Source organism: Bradyrhizobium sp. USDA 3262, from assembly GCF_054060035.1.
Window position 1 is genome coordinate 1586319 of record NZ_JBSSCT010000001.1, and the last position, 17675, is coordinate 1603993.

At 62.3% G+C, this 17675-nt stretch carries 16 protein-coding genes; 5 read left to right on the forward strand and 11 right to left on the reverse strand.

Annotated features, from left to right (window positions below; all coding sequences use genetic code 11):
- Positions 1 to 2 precede the first annotated feature (2 nt).
- The 5 genes from ACVWYP_RS07330 to ACVWYP_RS07350 form a co-directional block, all read right to left on the reverse strand.
- The gene (locus ACVWYP_RS07330) at positions 3 to 845 is read right to left on the reverse strand and encodes a 4'-phosphopantetheinyl transferase family protein (RefSeq protein WP_304498237.1); all 843 of its coding nucleotides are present in this window, start codon (positions 843 to 845) and stop codon (positions 3 to 5) included.
- Positions 846 to 1168: 323 nt separating this feature from the next.
- Positions 1169 to 2449 carry a GNAT family N-acetyltransferase gene (locus ACVWYP_RS07335; protein WP_304498238.1) on the reverse strand — a complete coding sequence of 427 codons (1281 nt, stop codon included), beginning with the start codon at positions 2447 to 2449 and terminating at the stop codon, positions 1169 to 1171.
- 276 nt (positions 2450 to 2725) lie between these two features.
- Positions 2726 to 5341, reverse strand: a complete 2616-nt coding sequence (locus tag ACVWYP_RS07340; RefSeq protein WP_304498239.1) for an AMP-binding protein — start codon at positions 5339 to 5341, stop codon at positions 2726 to 2728.
- Positions 5342 to 5682: 341 nt separating this feature from the next.
- Positions 5683 to 6693 (reverse strand): UDP-glucose 4-epimerase GalE, encoded by a 1011-nt coding sequence (gene galE, locus ACVWYP_RS07345; RefSeq protein WP_304498240.1) that lies wholly within the window; start codon positions 6691 to 6693, stop codon positions 5683 to 5685.
- A 97-nt stretch (positions 6694 to 6790) separates the two neighbouring features.
- Positions 6791 to 7711: a LuxR C-terminal-related transcriptional regulator gene (locus tag ACVWYP_RS07350; RefSeq protein ID WP_304498241.1), complete on the reverse strand. Its 921-nt coding sequence runs from the start codon at positions 7709 to 7711 to the stop codon at positions 6791 to 6793.
- A gap of 463 nt (positions 7712 to 8174) precedes the next feature.
- On the opposite strand from ACVWYP_RS07350, the gene ACVWYP_RS07355 reads away from it, so the two are divergent.
- Positions 8175 to 8828 carry a LuxR C-terminal-related transcriptional regulator gene (locus ACVWYP_RS07355; protein ID WP_304498242.1) on the forward strand — a complete coding sequence of 218 codons (654 nt, stop codon included), beginning with the start codon at positions 8175 to 8177 and terminating at the stop codon, positions 8826 to 8828.
- A 53-nt stretch (positions 8829 to 8881) separates the two neighbouring features.
- Here ACVWYP_RS07355 and ACVWYP_RS07360 read toward each other — a convergent pair whose 3' ends face one another.
- Together ACVWYP_RS07360 and ACVWYP_RS07365 are read right to left on the reverse strand one after the other, a co-directional pair.
- Positions 8882 to 9298: a VanZ family protein gene (locus ACVWYP_RS07360; RefSeq protein WP_304498243.1), complete on the reverse strand. Its 417-nt coding sequence runs from the start codon at positions 9296 to 9298 to the stop codon at positions 8882 to 8884.
- A gap of 622 nt (positions 9299 to 9920) precedes the next feature.
- A complete protein-coding gene (locus tag ACVWYP_RS07365) occupies positions 9921 to 10157 on the reverse strand; it encodes a DUF6894 family protein (protein ID WP_028341545.1) in 237 nt (78 codons plus the stop codon).
- A gap of 447 nt (positions 10158 to 10604) precedes the next feature.
- On the opposite strand from ACVWYP_RS07365, the gene ACVWYP_RS07370 reads away from it, so the two are divergent.
- Positions 10605 to 10871 carry a hypothetical protein gene (locus ACVWYP_RS07370; protein WP_028341544.1) on the forward strand — a complete coding sequence of 89 codons (267 nt, stop codon included), beginning with the start codon at positions 10605 to 10607 and terminating at the stop codon, positions 10869 to 10871.
- 208 nt (positions 10872 to 11079) lie between these two features.
- Here ACVWYP_RS07370 and ACVWYP_RS07375 read toward each other — a convergent pair whose 3' ends face one another.
- The 4 genes from ACVWYP_RS07375 to ACVWYP_RS07390 form a co-directional block, all read right to left on the reverse strand.
- Complete coding sequence (locus tag ACVWYP_RS07375; RefSeq protein WP_155258557.1) at positions 11080 to 11490, reverse strand: hypothetical protein; 411 nt, start codon at positions 11488 to 11490, stop codon at positions 11080 to 11082.
- A gap of 120 nt (positions 11491 to 11610) precedes the next feature.
- Positions 11611 to 12462 carry an alpha/beta fold hydrolase gene (locus tag ACVWYP_RS07380; protein WP_304498244.1) on the reverse strand — a complete coding sequence of 284 codons (852 nt, stop codon included), beginning with the start codon at positions 12460 to 12462 and terminating at the stop codon, positions 11611 to 11613.
- On the reverse strand, positions 12452 to 12850 hold the full coding sequence (locus ACVWYP_RS07385; RefSeq protein WP_028341542.1) for a carboxymuconolactone decarboxylase family protein: 399 nt from the start codon (positions 12848 to 12850) through the stop codon (positions 12452 to 12454). The genes ACVWYP_RS07380 and ACVWYP_RS07385 overlap by 11 nt, the downstream gene beginning before the upstream one ends.
- Positions 12851 to 12873: 23 nt before the next feature.
- The gene (locus ACVWYP_RS07390) at positions 12874 to 14016 is read right to left on the reverse strand and encodes an FAD-dependent monooxygenase (protein ID WP_304498245.1); all 1143 of its coding nucleotides are present in this window, start codon (positions 14014 to 14016) and stop codon (positions 12874 to 12876) included.
- A gap of 311 nt (positions 14017 to 14327) precedes the next feature.
- Here ACVWYP_RS07390 and ACVWYP_RS07395 point away from each other — a divergent pair, with 311 nt between their 5' ends.
- The 3 genes from ACVWYP_RS07395 to ACVWYP_RS07405 all read left to right on the forward strand — a co-directional run bounded on the left by ACVWYP_RS07395 (position 14328) and on the right by ACVWYP_RS07405 (position 17664).
- Complete coding sequence (locus tag ACVWYP_RS07395) at positions 14328 to 15644, forward strand: dicarboxylate/amino acid:cation symporter (RefSeq protein WP_304498246.1); 1317 nt, start codon at positions 14328 to 14330, stop codon at positions 15642 to 15644.
- A 24-nt stretch (positions 15645 to 15668) separates the two neighbouring features.
- The gene (locus tag ACVWYP_RS07400; RefSeq protein ID WP_304498247.1) at positions 15669 to 16598 is read left to right on the forward strand and encodes a LysR substrate-binding domain-containing protein; all 930 of its coding nucleotides are present in this window, start codon (positions 15669 to 15671) and stop codon (positions 16596 to 16598) included.
- A gap of 88 nt (positions 16599 to 16686) precedes the next feature.
- Entirely contained in the window at positions 16687 to 17664 is a 978-nt protein-coding gene (locus ACVWYP_RS07405) for a tripartite tricarboxylate transporter substrate-binding protein (protein ID WP_304500453.1), read from the forward strand.
- Positions 17665 to 17675: the final 11 nt, after the last annotated feature.

The window sequence follows — 17675 nt, forward strand, 5'->3', positions numbered from 1 at the left end:
GTTCATTTCCGGACGACCACGCTCCCGACATATCCAGGTTGCGGTAGGAAGCTTCGGACAGCCCAATCCTTTTCATCCCAGCAAATCGGCTGTCCCAGGCCGCACCCCAGCGCCTTGGAGACAGCCTCCAGCCGGGTCCAGCGCTGCAGGAAGCCTTCCAGCCGGTCTTCCGGATCGAGGGCGGCGTAGGACTCGTACTCGGAGGTGGAAAGGCAGAGCGCTGCGATCTCGTCCGCTTCGGGCACAGGGAGAACTGCCTCGATGTCCACCCCGACCTCTTGCGTGATCGAGAGGGCGATGACCGCGACTTCTCCGGATCGTGAGACGCTGAAGCGCAAGTCGCGGGCGGGCATGCGGCGGGAGAGGTGGGGTTTGCCCAGCCGTCCATATTCCAGCTCGATCTCCGCAAGCGAAATTCCCAGTTTGGACGCGAGCACGTGGCGCAGCTGCCAGCGGCTAACGATGAAGCGGCGGCGGTCTCGCTCCAATCTCAATCCCTCGGCGCGCCGATGTTCCTCTGCGTTGAGGCAAACGCTTAGCTCCCGGATGACGTCCTGCTCCACATGGAGCATGAATGCCAGGACCTCCAAGCCATCATTCTCGAGAACCGGCGTGATGATCCCTCGTCTCAGCTCAACTGCTTTGTCCGAAAAGCTCGAGCGGGCGGTGCCGGCTCCGCGAGCTCCGCTTTCAAGTTTGCGATAGCCTTGCCCGTCAAAGGAACGACTATTTTCCCACGCGCTCTGTTCACAGGCACCTATGCGAAAAGCCATCACAACTTGCTTTCTATTGGCCTCGATCCGGATTGCCGCCGGTAGGTTGCGAACGGGTCTTGCGATGGGCATTCGAACGGACTGCTGGTCGAAATTTTAGTCGCGCACCGCCGTGGCTCAATGGACCATCGTAATTACCCATTTTTTGCCAGTTCCCATCCGGTGCCCCCGGATTGTGCGGCTTGGGTTGAGTGACCCGGCGGCAAAGCGCGGCGCGTCCTTCCGCCAAAGCGGTAGCGGGGAATATTCCTAGGAGAGTTAAACCGCTAAACGGTCAATGGATGCAGTCCGGGCGTAAGCGCGACCCGGTCCGGCAGCCAAAAAGGCGCAGCACCGACAATGGCCACATCGCCAACCCAGACGTTGGTTCTCGCCAAAGAGCCCAAACCGATCGACTAGGAACTAGTCCCGAACACCGAATATAGAGCCGCGGTCTTTTTTGGAAGATTCGTAGCAATGGTTCGTAGCATCCGCTTGGCGCTGCGGATCTTGGCCTCGATGTGGCGCTCCGGACTGTCTTTGCCTACAGCGATCCACGTCATGGCCTGTTCCCGATTGGCCAGATGGGACTTGTGCCCGCCGCCACCAGCCAGGAAGTCGTAGCCGCTTTCCCCGCGTGCAATGCTGTCCTCAATGGCCAGCACATGGCTGACGAGCCCGGGCTTGAGCCGGCTGTCGCTCTCATAGAGAAAGCCGCTCTGGTAGTTCAGGACACGGCCGTCGTGCACGAAATTGTACACCACCCCAATTGTCTCGTTCCCCACCATCGTCCGTGAGATGCGAACGGCCCCCGTGGGAACGCCGCGGGCAATGAGGTCCTCGTGAAACGGACGGAAGCCGGGATTGGCGAAGGCTCCCCTGCGTCCCCATCGCGACCGATGAAAGTCGCTCAGCAGATCGAACGCGGCGAGGGCCTCCGTCGTCGTTTCCATGATGCGGAGTTCAACGGGGCCGCGTTCGGCATATAACCGCATGGCACGGCTCACGGCCTGGCGCGTGCTGCGGCCCAATGTGGCGCGATAATCGCCCCCTCGCTGGCGGACCGGGACAAAATCAACCCACAATGCCGCATCAGCCTGTTTCACCTCGGTCACGAGCCCAGCCAGGCCTGCGGCGCGACTGGCAGTCGCCTCAAGGTCCGGATCAATTCCGGAGAGCACCAACTGATCCGACCGGTGCAGGCGGGACGTCAACGCATTGAGACCCGCCGACATGATGGCATCGGATTGCTCTGCAAGAATGCCGTTGTACTCGATGAACAATCGGTCGAAGCGGGTATCTCCCGTTTCATTGAGCAGCCAGCGCGTCCGTGCATGCGGCCCGAGACTCCACGTTCTCCGCCGGCAAATGACCGCCAGGCCAACGATCTTGCCTGATGACCGGGCCACGAGGACGTGTGGTTGCGCGCCCTTCGGGATATGCCGGAGCCAGGTGCCGATCCAGAGCCAGGACAAGAAGAACGAGTGAGTCACTCGCGCTTCGAGCTCCTTCCATGAGGTTTCAAGCCACGCAATGCTCTCCAGGGCATCCAGGCTGACATCGGTAACCGTCTCAGGCATGCTTTCCCGTTCCAACGCCAGAGGACCGAACGCGCGCCGCGACGGGAAGACCGAAGGACCAAGCTGCAACGCGCGCGCAAGATCCGATGCAAGATCCGATGACGGGTGGCTGGTCACACACAGGCATCCCTCTGACGGACACGTCGTGATTGGGCGTCTCCGACCGTTGCCTCGGCGGAGGCCGATAACGCGAACTATATCCGGAATTTGATCGAGGTGCGGACCCTTCCTGAGTACCCACGCTAGCCTCTTGTGCCGGCGGAGCAACTGTGCCGAGGTGAAGCTGAGATCGACCGGGCTCAAGGCTGGTGCAGCGTGCTCCAGCCTTCGGCGTCCGACGGCCTTGATCCCCCGCCCGCTCACCACGGCCTGCCATGGCTGACGTCCGGTTTCTCACGTGGCGCTCGATCCCGAGGTGAGTTTTTCAAATCTCCGCCGCAGGTGATCCACGAGCAGTTCCGCACCGATCAACAGGCAGCCGGGATGTCCGCCAGGCACCTGTATCAATTCCAGTTGAGAGCTGAGATGCCGCCACGCTCGGCCATCGTGGTCGGCCGCGTAAAAGGCCACAGGGATTTCGAGCGGCGCCGGACAATACTGCGCCATTGCGATTGAATGAGCGTCCCACAACGCCGCGGGAATCTCGACCTTGGCGCTCGCAGTCTGTCCGTTCGCGGGGAGCTTCATGTATCGCTCCAGTCTCACCATTTGCTCGAAGGTCCAACGCAAAAGATAAGGCGAAACCAGCGGCTTCAGCAGCCTGAGGATCGCCCGTGGCATTGGACGGGCACTGACAGTCGGCGGGTCCACCATCGTGACCAAATCAACCGTGTGGCCGGCTGCCATCAGCTGGCGGGCCACTTCGAACGCCACCATGGCGCCATTGCACTTGCCACCAAGAAGAAAGGGACCGCTCGCTTGCCTTGCCAGGATGAACGGCAGGCGGTCGGCGGCCATGGCCTCGATCGAGACCGGAATCGGCTCCCCATGAAGGCCGTGGGGATTGATCGAGATGATCGGATAATCCGGCCCCAGAAGCTCTACCAGCCGCCGCACGCTCGCGTGGCCGCTGACAAGGTCGCCGTTAAAAAAGTACAGCGGAGACCGCGTGCCGCACGCATGGGGCTGGAAGAACGCCGTCGCCCACGTGTCCATTGGTGCGGAAACCCTTGCGGCAAATTGCCGGATGGTTTCCGCCCCGAACATGATGGTTTCCGGCACGGGATAGCCGACGAGCCGCTCGACCTCGAGCAGCATCTCCATCGCGAGAAGGGAGTCTCCGCCGCTGGCAAAAAAATCGCTGTCGACGGTCACGGCCTGGTTCTTGAGCAGCCTGCGCCAGAGCGTCAGCAACTCGGCTTCCAGATTCAGCGGCCCGTTCGCGACAGGCGCCGGCATCGGCGCCAGATGCCCCCGTGGCCGGTCGACCAGCTCGCGCAGACGTCGCCGCTGAACCTTTCCCGTCACCCCCTTCGGCAGATGGTCGAGCGTCAGAATGCGTCTCGGAATCTTGAACGAGGCCAACTCGCGTTGCAGGAACTGGCGAAGCTCCGCAGCGGTCGGCTGCGCGCCGCGATGAGGGACGATGGCGACTGCGACGTCCTCGCCCAGGCGCGGATGTGAGATCGCGAAGGCCGCAGCTTCGGCGACGGCCGAATGCCGCAATAGCGCGGCTTCGATCTCGGCGGGAGAAATCTTCTCACCGCCGCGATTGATCAGCTCGCTCAGGCGGCCGTCCAGCGAAAGGAAGCCGTCTTCGTCGAGGCTGCCGATATCGCCGGTGTGAAACCAACCCTTCGTGAAAGCGGCTTGATTGAGTTCCGGCGCATCGAGATAGCCCGACGTCACGGTCGGTCCACGAATCCAGATCTCTCCGCGCTCGCCGGCCGCCAGGGGATGTCCATCCTCACCAACGATCGCCACCGTATCGGGCCAGGGTCTCCCGCAGGTGCCCGGCCTGTTCGGACCGGGCGGCAGCTGGTTGGCGGCGATCTGCGCCGCCTCGCTGGAGCCGTAATGCTCCAGCACCGGCACGCCCAGAGCGTGTTGCAGGCCGTCCTGCACGGTCCTCGGCAGCGGCGCGCCGCCTGACATGGCGAATCGCAGAGTGTGCGCAGCCCCTGCATTCTCGAGGCTCTGCGCCTTGTCCAGCACCGTGGCGTGAAGCGTCGGGCCCGCCGAGTACCAGGTCGGCCGCAGGACATCGAACCACTCATCGAGTGCGACGATCGCATTGTTCGCCGGGATGGCAATGCTGCCTCCCGTGAGCAACGGCGTGAAGACCGTTACTTTCAACCCATGAGAATAGTACGGGGGCGACACGCTCAGGCATCGGTCCCGGGACGTGAGGCCGAACCAGGCCCGAAGGCGTTCGGCCGCCGCCAGCATATTGTCATGACTGAACGGAATGAGCTTCGGCTGCGCGGTCGTGCCCGACGTCTGCAGGATGAAGGCGGGGGAGCGCGGATCCGGCTCGGCGTCGATGGCAGGGGAGGCGGAAACTTGCACGGCGATCTCGAGTCCAAGCTGCCCCTGTCCGACCGGAGCGGCTTCTATAATGGCAAGCGTTCTGCGAGCTGCGGCCTGGCGAGCTTCAGGGGCGCTGCCCTGCAGCACAACGAGGGCGCTCAGGTTCAGCATGTCGAGACGCTGCTCGATCTCAGGCTGGGAGAGGCGTGGGTCGAGGGGCACCGCGACGGTACAGCAGGCGACTGCCACGATGGCGAGAACCGCCTCCGGGCCGTTCGGCATCAAGACCCCGATCCGGGTATTGCAGTCGAATCCGGCCAAGCGCAGCCGCCGTCGGAATGCATTCAACTGGCGTTCAAGACCGCTGTATGTCAGAGGCTCGAAAGCGCTCGAGACGATCGCCGGCTGGTTCGGAAACCGACTGGCTGTTCGACCGATGATCTGGCCTATCGTGAGTCGTGCTTCCGGCTCCCCACTGTCGCGAGCGCGGAAGCTCTCGGAACACATGGTGGCGGCAGGCGTCTCGTTGTCCAGAAGCATTCCGTCCCACCTTGAACAACCTAAGTCGGCTCGCACAACCATAGCGCGCCGCTCCCGAAGATGCCTTGCTGTACAGCAAGTGAAGGCAGCAATTCGGGATTAGCCAATATTCAGTGCGGCATCCTGCCATCCTGCCGATTGCGAGCATTGGTGAGTGGTGGCTTAACCAGACCGGGCAGCGGCGCTACTTGCGCTCGCCGATGAGAGCAGTCGTCCATCTTGCGCGGGATTGAGCGGGCCTCGAACAACACAGGAGTTCTCGTCAGCCACCGAGATGGTGTGGTCTTGGCAGCCGCTAGGTCATCGTCGTGACCGCGCAAGACGCAGACGGCTCTCGCCGACTACGCGCCGCGATAGCCATTCGGGTTCTTCATCTGGAAATGCCAATGGTCGGCACACATCTGTGTCAGGGATCGCTTTGATGTCCAGCCCAACAGGTTCTTCGCGAGAACTGGATCGGCATAGCAGATCGCGACGTCGCCGACCCTGCGTTGGTCGATCACATACGGAACTGGCCGGCCACTCACTTCCTTGAATGTCTGGATCACGTCCATGACGCTGCTGCCGCTTCCCGTTCCGAGATTGACAGTCAGGAGGCCCGGCTGCCTCAGTTGGCTCAGGGCGCTCAGATGTCCGGATGCAAGATCGACAACGTGAATGTAGTCACGGATCCCGGTGCCGTCCGGAGTATCATAGTCGTTTCCCCAAACATGCACCTTCGGACGCCGTCCGATCGCCACTTGTGCGACAATCGGCAGCAGATTGTTCGGCACATCCAGAGGATCTTCTCCGATCAGTCCGCTTTCGTGGGCGCCAACCGGATTGAAGTAGCGCAAGATGGCAATCCGCCAATCCTTGTCGGCCCCATGAAGATCCTTCAGGATTTCTTCGATGAAGTATTTTGTGCGGCCGTATGGATTTATCGGCGCGACAGGATGCTTCTCGTCCAGCGGCAGGTACGCGGGTGTCCCGTAAACGGTTGCGGATGAACTAAAGACCAGCGTCTTGACGGATGCTCGCGTCATGGCCGACACGAGCCGCATCGTTCCCACGACGTTGTTGTCGTAATAGGTGATGGGTTGCGCGCTGGACTCGCCCACCGCCTTGAGGCCGGCGAGATGAATGACCGCGGTCACGTCGTGGGCGCGCAGGATCTGGTAGATCGCCTCTTCATTGCGGATATCGGCATGCCGGAAAATGACCGATCGTCCGCAGATGGCTCGTATCCGTTCGAGGGAGGCGCTGTTGCTGTTGCAAAGATTGTCGACCGCGACGACATCGAGCCCGGCGTCGAGTAGCGCGACAGCAATGTGAGACCCGATATAGCCGGCACCGCCGGTCAACAAGATCATTTCCGCTTCCGTTTCGCGTCTGCGTGGTCATTGCCCGCCGCGCGCGGGAAATCATCCCGCGCGGTGATGCCGATGCGCCAGACCGGACGAGTCTCAGCTATTTTCGCAGTCGGATCGCCCCGTCGGCTTTTGAGCTCATGTCCTTGCGGGTATGGCCGTTGGCGAGGGAGGCTTCAAAGTAGCTCTCCGCATGGTCGATCGCGCCAAGTGGCGCCGGCCGGCCCGCTCTCGCGATCTTGGAAATTTCCCGGCCAGGCGGGAGGAGCCGCTCGGTTACGTCGACGATCTGATGTGCCGAACTGCTGCTTCTCGACCAAGCCGCAGATCGATGGTTCAATCCCCAGATTGCTGCCTGCGTTCTGTTTTGAACCCGGATCTTGCGAAGGATCGCCTTGATGTGAACCTTCACCGTGGCTTCGGCAATCTTGATCTTGCGCGCAATGCACTTGTTGGAATCGCCTTCAATCAGGCACTGCACAATTGAAACTTCCCGCGGCGAAAGTTGCTGAGCCAGCGTGTCATCTGCCGTTGCGACGGCGCGATCGTCATCGTTGGCTACGGGAGCATCGTCCACCTCGCGTTTCTCGGTATCGAGGGCGGACGTCAAGAATGCCGGCGGGAATACCGTCCCACCCATCATGACGAGTTCGATGGATTTGATGAACGCGTCGCAGTTCATCACGTCGATGAAATATCCGGTGGCGCCGGCCCGGAATGCGGCAACCAGATCACTCAGGTGAAAGTGATCCGCGACAACTGCCACACGTGCATCCGTGCAGCGGTGCTTGAACGATTCGATCTGCTCGACTGTCGAGCGAAAATCATCGCCGCTATGAACAATGAGGAACAATGCCTGACTGGCGGGGACGTTCTGAAGCGCCTCGTCGCTCGGCCAATCATCGGCATCGTCTATTGAGGCTAGGACAAAATTCTCCGAATTTAGAATTCTTGCAAGGCCTTCTTTGCGAAGACTATTTTCACCAACCAGCGCAATGGCAAAAGGATATCGTCGTCTCATGGAAACTCTCCCGGACGCTACAATGATACAAGCGGTTGAACGGTTGAACCCGGTTCATTTTCGGTGGCCCGCCCAGCTAAAAAGAACGACGTAAAAACAAGCTTCCTCAGATTTGGTCGATGGAACAAACCCGGGACGAAAAGCGCTTAACCCACTCAGAAAATATTTACGAATGTTAGATGCTAATCCCCAATATCCCTATATACCGTTGGTTATAGGGCATTTGGGACCATCAACTTGACGAGGGCGGTCGCCGGGTCCTGGTCGACGGACGCTCGCTGAGGGTGTGTCGGATCGTCGCTGCGATTACGCGTTGTGGAATCATGTTTATCGGCGCGCTCCAGGCGGTAGATTCACGGGGCCACGCGACAACAAAACCTTACTAGCATGTCTCATATTAGAGTAACTTATTAATGACATGGGCGCCGATCTGAACTGGAGGGGGACTGAGGGTTGATCGGAAATGCATTTCAGTCGTGTTGTAATTGCCAGTAGATATCCAGTCGTTTTATTGGGTCTGAACTGCCTGCTCGAAGCAGAGCGCGATTTCAAAGTTGTTGCTCGCTGCAATGACATTGCGAGCTGCTTCAAGGCAATGCAGAGCCTTGCGCCGGACATCGCCATTCTGGACATGTCGATGCCCGACATTTTTGGGCAGGCCATGCTCGAGGTCGCAAATTCCGGGGCGCTCGGTGTGCGGCTCGTGTTTCTTGCCGCCTCGGTTGAGGATCGCGATCTCGCCATGCTCGCAGCAGCGGGAGCTTGCGGTGTTCTTCTGAGCGAGGAGGAGCCTGAAACTCTCTTGCAGACGTTGCGGCAAGTCGCCGACGGCCAGAAGACGTTGCCTCCGCCCTCGTACGAAGAAGCCATCCCTTATGCGCAAACGACGATTCCGGAGAAATATCTTGCGGTGCTGACGGACCGCGAGCGTCAGATCATGCGTTTGGTGTCGGAGGGCCTATCGAACAAGGAGATTGGCCGCCGTCTGAAGGTGGCCGACGGTACCATCAAGGTCCATCTGCACCACATCTTCCGCAAGCTCGAGATCAGCAACAGGACCGTCCTTGCTACGCTGGCCGTCTCATATTCCGGGCCGACCGGCGTTCCATCCGAATAGCGGCGACGAACCGGCATTTTTTCATCGAGCTTCGCGCGAGATGACCATTCCCGCTAGATCAACGGGCTGCCTGTACGCCTGGAGATTGCAGAGAACGAGCGTCTCAAGGCAGTTGCGATGAAAACGCCTGCACAGCAGCCGGCGCCTTTAACGAGCATGTCCCTCACGTATCCATGTCTGTCGGGGAGCAGTCTTTGGATGAGTTCGAAGCCGACGACTATAACTAGCAGGACGAGCAGTATTGGCAGCACGCGCTTCGGATAGGCGAGCGAAAAGGCGACCCCGATAATGAACAGAGCTGCAAAACGATCAATGTTCGCCGATACCAATGTGTGCGGACGGAATGCCAGCGGTGTATCGGTGACGATGAAGAGGCCCAGGATTAATCCCCAGGCCAAACATCGGAATACGGTTTGCGTCATCCCTTGTGGGTCAGCAAGAACGGAGTAGCTTGGTTTCATCATTCGCATTCGCAACTACTCTCCAGGCGCGGCCGTTTTAAGAGGTGGATCGTCGTTCCACGGTGGGGGCAAGCTCAACTGCGGATCACCATGGTGGGCTAAGTCTTGCCAAGCCACTGGCCAATTTCCCTGGATCCGATAATCCGTTTTGGCCGGTACGGGTTGATCGTTCCAGCCGAGAGTCTCTCGATGCGCCGGTCCTCCGCCAGTTTCATTGTGAACTGCTTCGCATCCTGTTCGGATACGAATGTCGCAGTCCTTCGTGCGTGCCTGTCGGGCGGAGCATCGCGTTGATCAACGAAGGAGACGTACCAGATGTGTCTTGCTGTCATGCGGGACCTCCGAGGTCAGGTCTAGGCGCGAAAACAAATTCGAGACACCAGGCGGTGATGTTTGAAAGCGGATCGGCAGAAAGCTTCTTCTCCATGATGTAGTGGTGATTGGTTTCTGCGAGCCAAGGCAAGCCGGCGGCTGGTCCGGCCACAATGGACTGGAATTGCAGCTTTCGCTCAGCGTGTCTCCGGTGCGTTCTGAGTACTCCTCCCGGACATCAAGCTTGCACGCTGCGCTCGATCGCGAAGTTTTAAAATGGCCACGAGGCGCCCCAGGCGAGCGCTGCGTTCGCTGCTATTCATGCCGCAATGGAAAACCGAAGGACGAACAGTGACTGGCCGCCCGGCTCGGGGCTGTCGCTGATTTCGACATGCCAGCGAAGATGACGCAAGAATGGCTCCGTCACGTCGTGCTTGAGTATCTCGCCGCTCAGTTCAATCGCCGTCGTCCGTGCGGCGAAAATGTCGGGAAGATCCAAGCCGACATCATCGAGCACTGAATGGCCGCCGTGGATATGAAAAAAATACCGCGGCATTGGTGTCTCCGGATGAGGCGAACATTCCGACGACTGCGCCGAACTCTACGCATCAGGATGGTGTCATCGCACCATGGGGAGGCGGACGGCAAGCCGCTATTCTAGGAGGGCGGATCATCATTGTTGAGTACCCCGACGTGGACCTGCATCATCATCGGTTCGGAAGGTCGAACGACGCATCGGGTCGATAGCAGGGCAATCGCATTTGGAATGAACCGATTCTTCCGCGCCGTCATGCCCGGGACAAGCCCGGATGCGCCGAGATCTCTCTCGGACGGTCAAGGAAGCGTGCGGCAATCCCTGACATCCGAAGCTAACGAGCAGCGGTTCACGACGGCTGCTGGGTCGCGCCGGCAATCAATTATTTGTGCGGTGCCGCAATAATGATATTGCATTGCAATAATAGCTGACTAACTCTGCTTCTCACGTGCCATTGAGGAGCCTTCCGTGATCAAGATTTCCCTCTCCACCATTGCCGCCGCTCTCGCGATCGCGAGCGCAACCGCCGTGTCCGCCGCGGAGCTTCCGACCTACGAGGCCGCGGGCCTGCCGATCTCGGCGGTGCAGGCCGGCGTCATTGGCGCCGCCAACGCCCGCGAACAGGCGCCCGTGGCGACGACGTCGGCGACGCCGCATCAACTCAGCGTTCTGACGCCCCGCAACAAGATGACGACCGCGCGGGCCGCTGCCCGCACCGACCGTTCGGTCCACTGATCGGCATAGTCCTTCCCGGGAGGCCCGCGACGAAGTCGCGGGTCTTCCTCGGGCGTAGAGCAAATACATCGATGCCCGGTTGCGTCCGACGCAAGCTCGTGCCGTTCGCCGCCGCCAAGTGGTGCCTTGCGGCGGACGGCAAGCGCCATGTCGATTGGTTGAACCCGCGCAGATGCCGATCGGCTAGCCCAGCCTCTCTTTCAGGAGCTCATGGGCAAGCCGCGCACCCCAACATGCAAGTAATCTGAGCAAATGGGTCGTCCGGAGGAAGGACGATCAGCTTGCAGGCCTCGAGACAACGGATGCATGAGTCGCTCGCGTGCGTTGCCTTGCCGGTGCTGTCCAGGGCGGGGGCGACCTTCCGCGAAAGCGAGACAATTGCGGTGTTGAGCCCGTCGGTCAGCGCTGCAAAGACTTTTCCCTCAGGCGAGGCCGGCTCCGCGAGCTTGATGCCCACCCTGACGTAAGCGCCTTGTGCCGCCTTGCCGGGCAATTCCTTGATATTCTCGATCAGGCCCCGCGGTATCGATATCCAGGTGTCCGGGGCCAGGTCAGACGCGAACTCGACGACGTTCTGGGATTTGGCGTCTCTTGTGAAGCCTGTCACATACGTGGACATAGAGTTCTCCTCCTGCACAAGTAGTCCGCGCGATTCAACCTCATCGCTTGTGAGTTGCATGTGAAGCACCTTACACCGCCGATAATTATTGGAGCGGCGTTCGCGGTCGGATGACACGCCTCACGCCACTGGCCCAATCTCGCGCAGGTGGAGTTTGATTGCGGCGTCGACCGCGTCCGGGTGATCGACCTGAGGCAGATGCCCGGCGCCGGGAATGATCACGAGCCGGCAACCCAGCATCGTTGCAAGCTCCGTCATCGGCTGCACCAGCAGCTGGTCGTTTGCGCCCACGATCATTGTCAGCGGAACCTGCAGCTGCTTGACGCCGTCGAGATAGGCGAGGGACTGGATTGCGCGCGCGCAGCCGATGAAGCCTTCAGGATCGGTCTGGTTGATGCAGTCGAGCAGCGTCGCGGCGATCGCCCGATGTGCCGTGAGAAAGGCGGGTCCGAACCAGCGCCTGGCGGTCGGCGCCGCCAGCGCCGCAATGCCTTGTTCGCGCACCAGCGCGATGCGGTCGTCCCAAGCAGCGGCGAATGGTGGCGGTGCATCGGCCCGTGCGGCGATCACACAGAGGCTGAGGAGGCGGTCGGGATGGCGCACGCCGAGACCGAACGCCGTCATGCCGCCCTGGGAGACGCCGATCACGTGCGCCCGCGCGATGTCGAAGTGATCGAGCGCCGCGACCGCATCCGCCACCAGATCGTCCATGGCGTAGGGACCGCGCGGCGCCTCCGATTGTCCGTGACCCCTGCTGTCCAGTGCGAGCACGCGATGGCCGCGGGCAGCAAGCGCGAGTGCCTGGCGATGCCAGATCGCGCTGCTGGTCAGGATCGAATGGCAGAGCAGTACCGGCGTCCCGCGTTCGGGGCCGCCGCTGCGGACGCTGAGCCGCCCGGCCTTGCCCTGCACCTCGTGCCGGACAAAGCCCTGCCACGCAGCAATCTCGATCGGGGCCGGTTCAGTCGACAAGGCCCATCTCCGCGAACACGTCCTTGGCAATGCGGAAGCTGTCGAGCCCGGCGGGCATGCCGCAATAGACCGCGATCTGCAGGAACACCTCGCGCAACTCGGCCTTGCTCAGTCCGTTGTTGAGCGCGCCGCGGATATGCACCTTGAGCTCATGCGGCCGGTTCAGCGCCGCGATCATGCCGAGGTTGAGCAGACTGCGGCTGCGCTTGTCGAGGTCGGGGCGATTCCAGATCTCGTCCCAGCAATATTCGGTCGCGAGCTTCTGGATCGGCCAGTTGAAATCGTCGGCCGCCTTCAGCGATCGCTCGACATAGGCGTCGCCGAGCACGGTGCGGCGGGTCTGCAGTCCGCGCTCGAACTTCTCGCCGCGGGGATTTGCGTCGGTCATCAGCGTCTCCTCTTGAAGTGTGGTCACGCCAGCGCCGGCTCGGCGAGCGGCGCGGTCCAGGCGTCATAGCCGTAGACCCAGTCCGGATCGGTCGGGTTCTTGAGCCAGGTGTTGGTGCGCGAGCTCGCCTGCACGCGCGAGGTTCTGGGCTTGCGCGTCGCCTCGAAGCGGCGGAAGGCGTCGGAAACGCCGTCGCGATCGACGCCCTTGAGGCAGCGCGACAACACCGCCGCGTCCTCGATGGCCATCGCCGCGCCCTGCGCCATGTAAGGCGTCATCGGGTGACAGGCGTCGCCGAGCAGCGTGATGTTGCCCTCGCTCCAGCGCGGCAGCGGATCGCGGTCGACCAGCGCCCATTTGTGCACCGACGGGCAGGCCTCCAGCACCTTGCGGACCTGCGGATGGAAGCCCTCGAACGCCCTGCGCAATTCGTTGACGTCGCCGGTGGCGGACCAGGATTCCACGGTAAATCCGAGCTCCGGCTGGCTGGTCACGAAGTAGACTTCGCTACGATCAGGCTTGACGTAGTAGATGACAATGTGGCGATCGGGTCCCCACCATTTGGTGCAGTCGTCGATCGGATAACCGTTGAGCAGCGATGCCGGGAACACCGTGCGATAGGCGATGCGGCCGGTGAAGTTCGGTTCATCACGGCCGAACAGCCGTTCCTTGACGAAGGAATGCACGCCATCCGCCGCCACCACGGCGTCGACCGTCGTGCTGTGGCCGTTGGCGAAGGTCAGCGCCACCGCGCGGTCCGCACGCTGTTCGATCGCGGTCAGCTTGTGGTCGAGACGAACCAGCTTCTCCGGCACGGCGCTGGCGAGCGCCGCATGCAGATCGCCGCGATGCCCGAGCAGATAAGGCGCGCCATAGCGCTCCTCGGCGGCCGGGCCGAACACCATGTCGAAGCGCACCTCGCCGGTGTCGTACTCCTTGTTGTTCCAGGAGCGTGGATAGAACGCCTCGCGGCGCAGCAGCGGCTCGAGGTCCCACGCCCGCATCACCTTCATGGCGTTGCAGCCGATCTGGATGCCGGCGCCGAGCCGGGTGAAGCGCTGGGCCTGCTCGTACACCGTCACATCAATCCCTGCGCGGGTCAGCGCCGCGGCGGAGGCAAGCCCGCCCATGCCGGCGCCGATCACCGCCACCGAAAGTCTGCTCATTGTCGCTCCTCACAGCTTGCGCCGGTTGACCGGCTTCGCGGCTTTTGTCGGCCAAAGCCGGCGGCGCCCGCAAACGAGTAATGCTGACGGAGCGTGAGGTGGGCTCACGCGGGGTGGCCCCATTCGCGCCTCGTGCCGCCGTCGCCGATCGAGACGGCGGTCGGCCTGTGAGCTGAGGTCACGCTGCCTGAGCTTAACTCGTTTGCGCTTCGGCCAATCGCCCGCCAACGTTCCGCCGCTGCTGCAGCGATGCGTCTGCCGACGATGCCTGCTGCGCGGCCAACATCAAAGACATCAGAGGATCGACGCCCATGTCCACGATCACCAATGACGGCGCCGCCCGTCTCGACGCTGTCGCTGCGCCCTGGCATGCGCGTCTTTATGTCCAGGTGCTGATCGGCATCGCGCTCGGCGTGCTGGTCGGCTATCTCTGGCCCGATATCGGCGCGGCGCTGAAGCCGCTCGGCGACGCCTTGATCAAGATGATCAAGATGGCGATCGCGCCGATCGTCTTCCTCACCGTGGTGCACGGCATTGCGAGCCTCGGCGACATGCGCAAGGCCGGACGGATCGGCGTCAAGACCCTTGTTTATTTCGAGATCGCCACGACCGCGGCGCTGATCCTCGGCCTTGTTGTCATCAACCTGGCGCGCCCCGGCGTCGGCATGCATGTCTCGCCTGATACGCTGGATTCGCGCCTTGTCGCCTCCTACGTGACGCAGTCGCACGACCAGTCCGTCGTCGGCTTCCTGATGAACGTGATCCCGTCGACCGTGGGCGGCGCATTCACCAGCGGCGACACGCTGCAGGTGCTGTTCTTCGCCGTGCTGTTCGGCATCGCCCTGCAACGCTATGGCGAGCGCGGCAAGCCGGTGCTGGTGGCGATCGAGAAGCTGTCGAAGATCCTCTTCATCCTGATCGGCATGATCATGCGGATCGCGCCGATCGGCGCATTCGGCGCCATGGCCTTCACCATCGGCAAATACGGCGTCGGCTCGATCGTCGCGCTGTCGCACTTCATGCTGGTGTTCTATCTCACCTGCGTGCTGTTCGTGATCGTCGGGCTCGGCGTCGTGTCGCGCCTTGCCGGCTTCAGCATCTTCAAGCTGATCCGCTATCTCCGCGAGGAGCTGCTGCTGGTGCTCGGCCTGTCCGGCTCGGAATCGGTGATGCCGCGCTTCATCGACAAGATGAAGGCCGCCGGCTGCGCGGAATCGACCGTCGGCCTCGTGATCCCGACCGGCTACACCTTCAATCTCGACGGCACCTGCATCTATCTGACCATGGCCGCCGTGTTTCTCGCCCAGGCCACCGACACGCCGATGTCGCTGGTCCAGCAGATCGGCCTCGTGGTGGTCTGCCTCTTGACATCGAAGGGCGCGGCTGCCGTGCCGGGCAGCGGCTTCATCGTGCTGGCCGCGACGCTGGGCTCGATCGGTCATGTTCCCGTCGCAAGCATCGCACTGCTGCTCGGCATCGATCGCTTCATGTCGGAGGCGCGTGCGCTGACCAACTTCATCGGCACCGCGGTGGCGACCGTGGTGGTGGCGCGCTGGGAAGGCGACCTCGACCGCGCCCAATTCGTCCGCGCCCTCGACAATCCGGACGCCGCCACGCTATCTTCCTGATGCATCCGGAGACGCGACACGACCATGAGAAAGTTGGCACCGCTGAACGCGGTGCGAACATTCGAGGCGGCCGCGCGGCACGTCAGCTTCACCAAGGCCGCCGAAGAGCTGCTCGTCACCCACGGCGCCGTCAGCCGCCAGGTCGCGCTTCTCGAGGACTGGTTCGGCGTCAAGCTGTTTCGCCGTGCCCCCTCGCAACTGACGCTGACCGCCGCCGGGCAGATCTACTATCGCGAGGTCACGGCCATCCTCGATCGGCTGGCGCTCGCCTCGATGGACATGAAGGCATACGGCTCGCCGTCGGTGCTGCGCGTCAGCGCGCCGCCGACCTTTGCGATGCGCTGGCTGATCCGCCGCATCGCGTCGTTCCAGCGCATGCGCGCCGATGTCGAATTGCGACTATTGACCTCGATCGGGCCGCTCAACGTCAACGACCGTTCATTCGACGTCGCGATCCGCGGCAATGTCGGCGAGCCGGTCGGCTGGATGTCGCAGCACTTCATGACCGAGCTGATCGCACCGGTCTGCCATGTCGATCTCTTGAGCCGCGGGCGGCTCGCCACCCCCGATGATCTGCGGCATCACACCCTCATCACCTATTTGACCGAGCCCTATGACTGGCCGCGCTGGCTCGCCCAGGCCGGCGGCGAGATGAGCGCGGATCAGGAGACGCTGCGGTTCGAGCAGATGTTCTTCGCCCTGCAGGCGACAATCGAGCGCATCGGCATCGGGCTGTTTCCGCTGTTTCTCGTGATCGACGAGCTGATGGCCGGCCAGCTCTGCCTGCCGTTCGGCGACCTCGGCCTGCGCAAGCGCGAATACCGCTCGTTCTATCTCGCCGACAATGAAAGCGCCGGGGCCATCGCAGACTTCACCGCATGGCTCGCCGATGCCGGGCGCGAGACCGAGCAATTCATGCTGGACTGGGCCACGTCGAAGGGCTGGAGCTTCTAGCGAGCGAATGGGGGACGTCGCGTCTTCAGGCTGGACCGCCCGACGATGCCGGCTCTATGACAGATGAGGGGGAACGCAGATGCCCAACATGTCTCGCCGGCCATTCCTGCAGCTCGCACTCGGCGCGGCGACGCTGCCGGTGGCATCGATCAGCGCTCGCGCGGAGACCATCGCGCGCCCGGTCACCATGATCGTGCCGTTCGCCGCCGGCGGGCCGACCGATGTGCTGGCGCGGATCCTCGCCGAATATATGCGCGGCACGCTCGGCCATCCCGTCATCATCGAGAATGTCACCGGCGCCTCCGGCACCGTCGCAGGCCTGCGCGTGTCGCGTGCGACACCGGACGGCACCACGATCACGATCGGGCATTGGGGCACGCATTGCCTGAACGGCGCGATCTACCAACTGCAATATGATGTGCGCGAATTCGGGCCGATCGCGCTGATCGCCAGCGGGCCGCAGCTCATCATCGGCCGGCCCGATCTGCCGGCGAAGGACCTGAAGGAGCTGATCGGCTGGCTCAAGGCCAATGGCGGCAAGGCGACGGCGGGCACCGCGGGCCCGGGATCCGGCGCGCATGTCGCCGGCGTGTTCTTCCAGCAGTTGACCGGCGCGAACTTCTCCTTCGTGCCGTATCGCGGCGCCGGTCCGGCGCTGAACGATCTGATGGCCGGGCATATCGACATCATGTTCGATCAGGCCTCGAACTCGCTGCCGCAGGTGAAGAGCGGGACCGTGAAGGCTTTTGCGGTGACCCAGTCGTCGCGGCTTGCATCGGCGCCGGAGATTCCGACGGTCGATGAAGCCGGATTGCCGGGTCTCTATATCGCCTATTGGCACGGCATCTGGGCGCCGAAAGGCACGCCCGCTGACGTCGTGTCGATCCTGTCGAATGCGGTGATATCGGCGCTTGCCGAGCCTGCCGTCCGGCAACGCTTCGCCGAGCTCGGCCAGGAGATCCCGCTGCCCGACCGACAGGGCCCCGACGCGCTGCGCAGCCATCAGGCTGCCGAGGTCGAGAAGTGGTGGCCGATCGTCAAGTCGGCGAATATTAAGGCGGAATAGCTGCAATTATT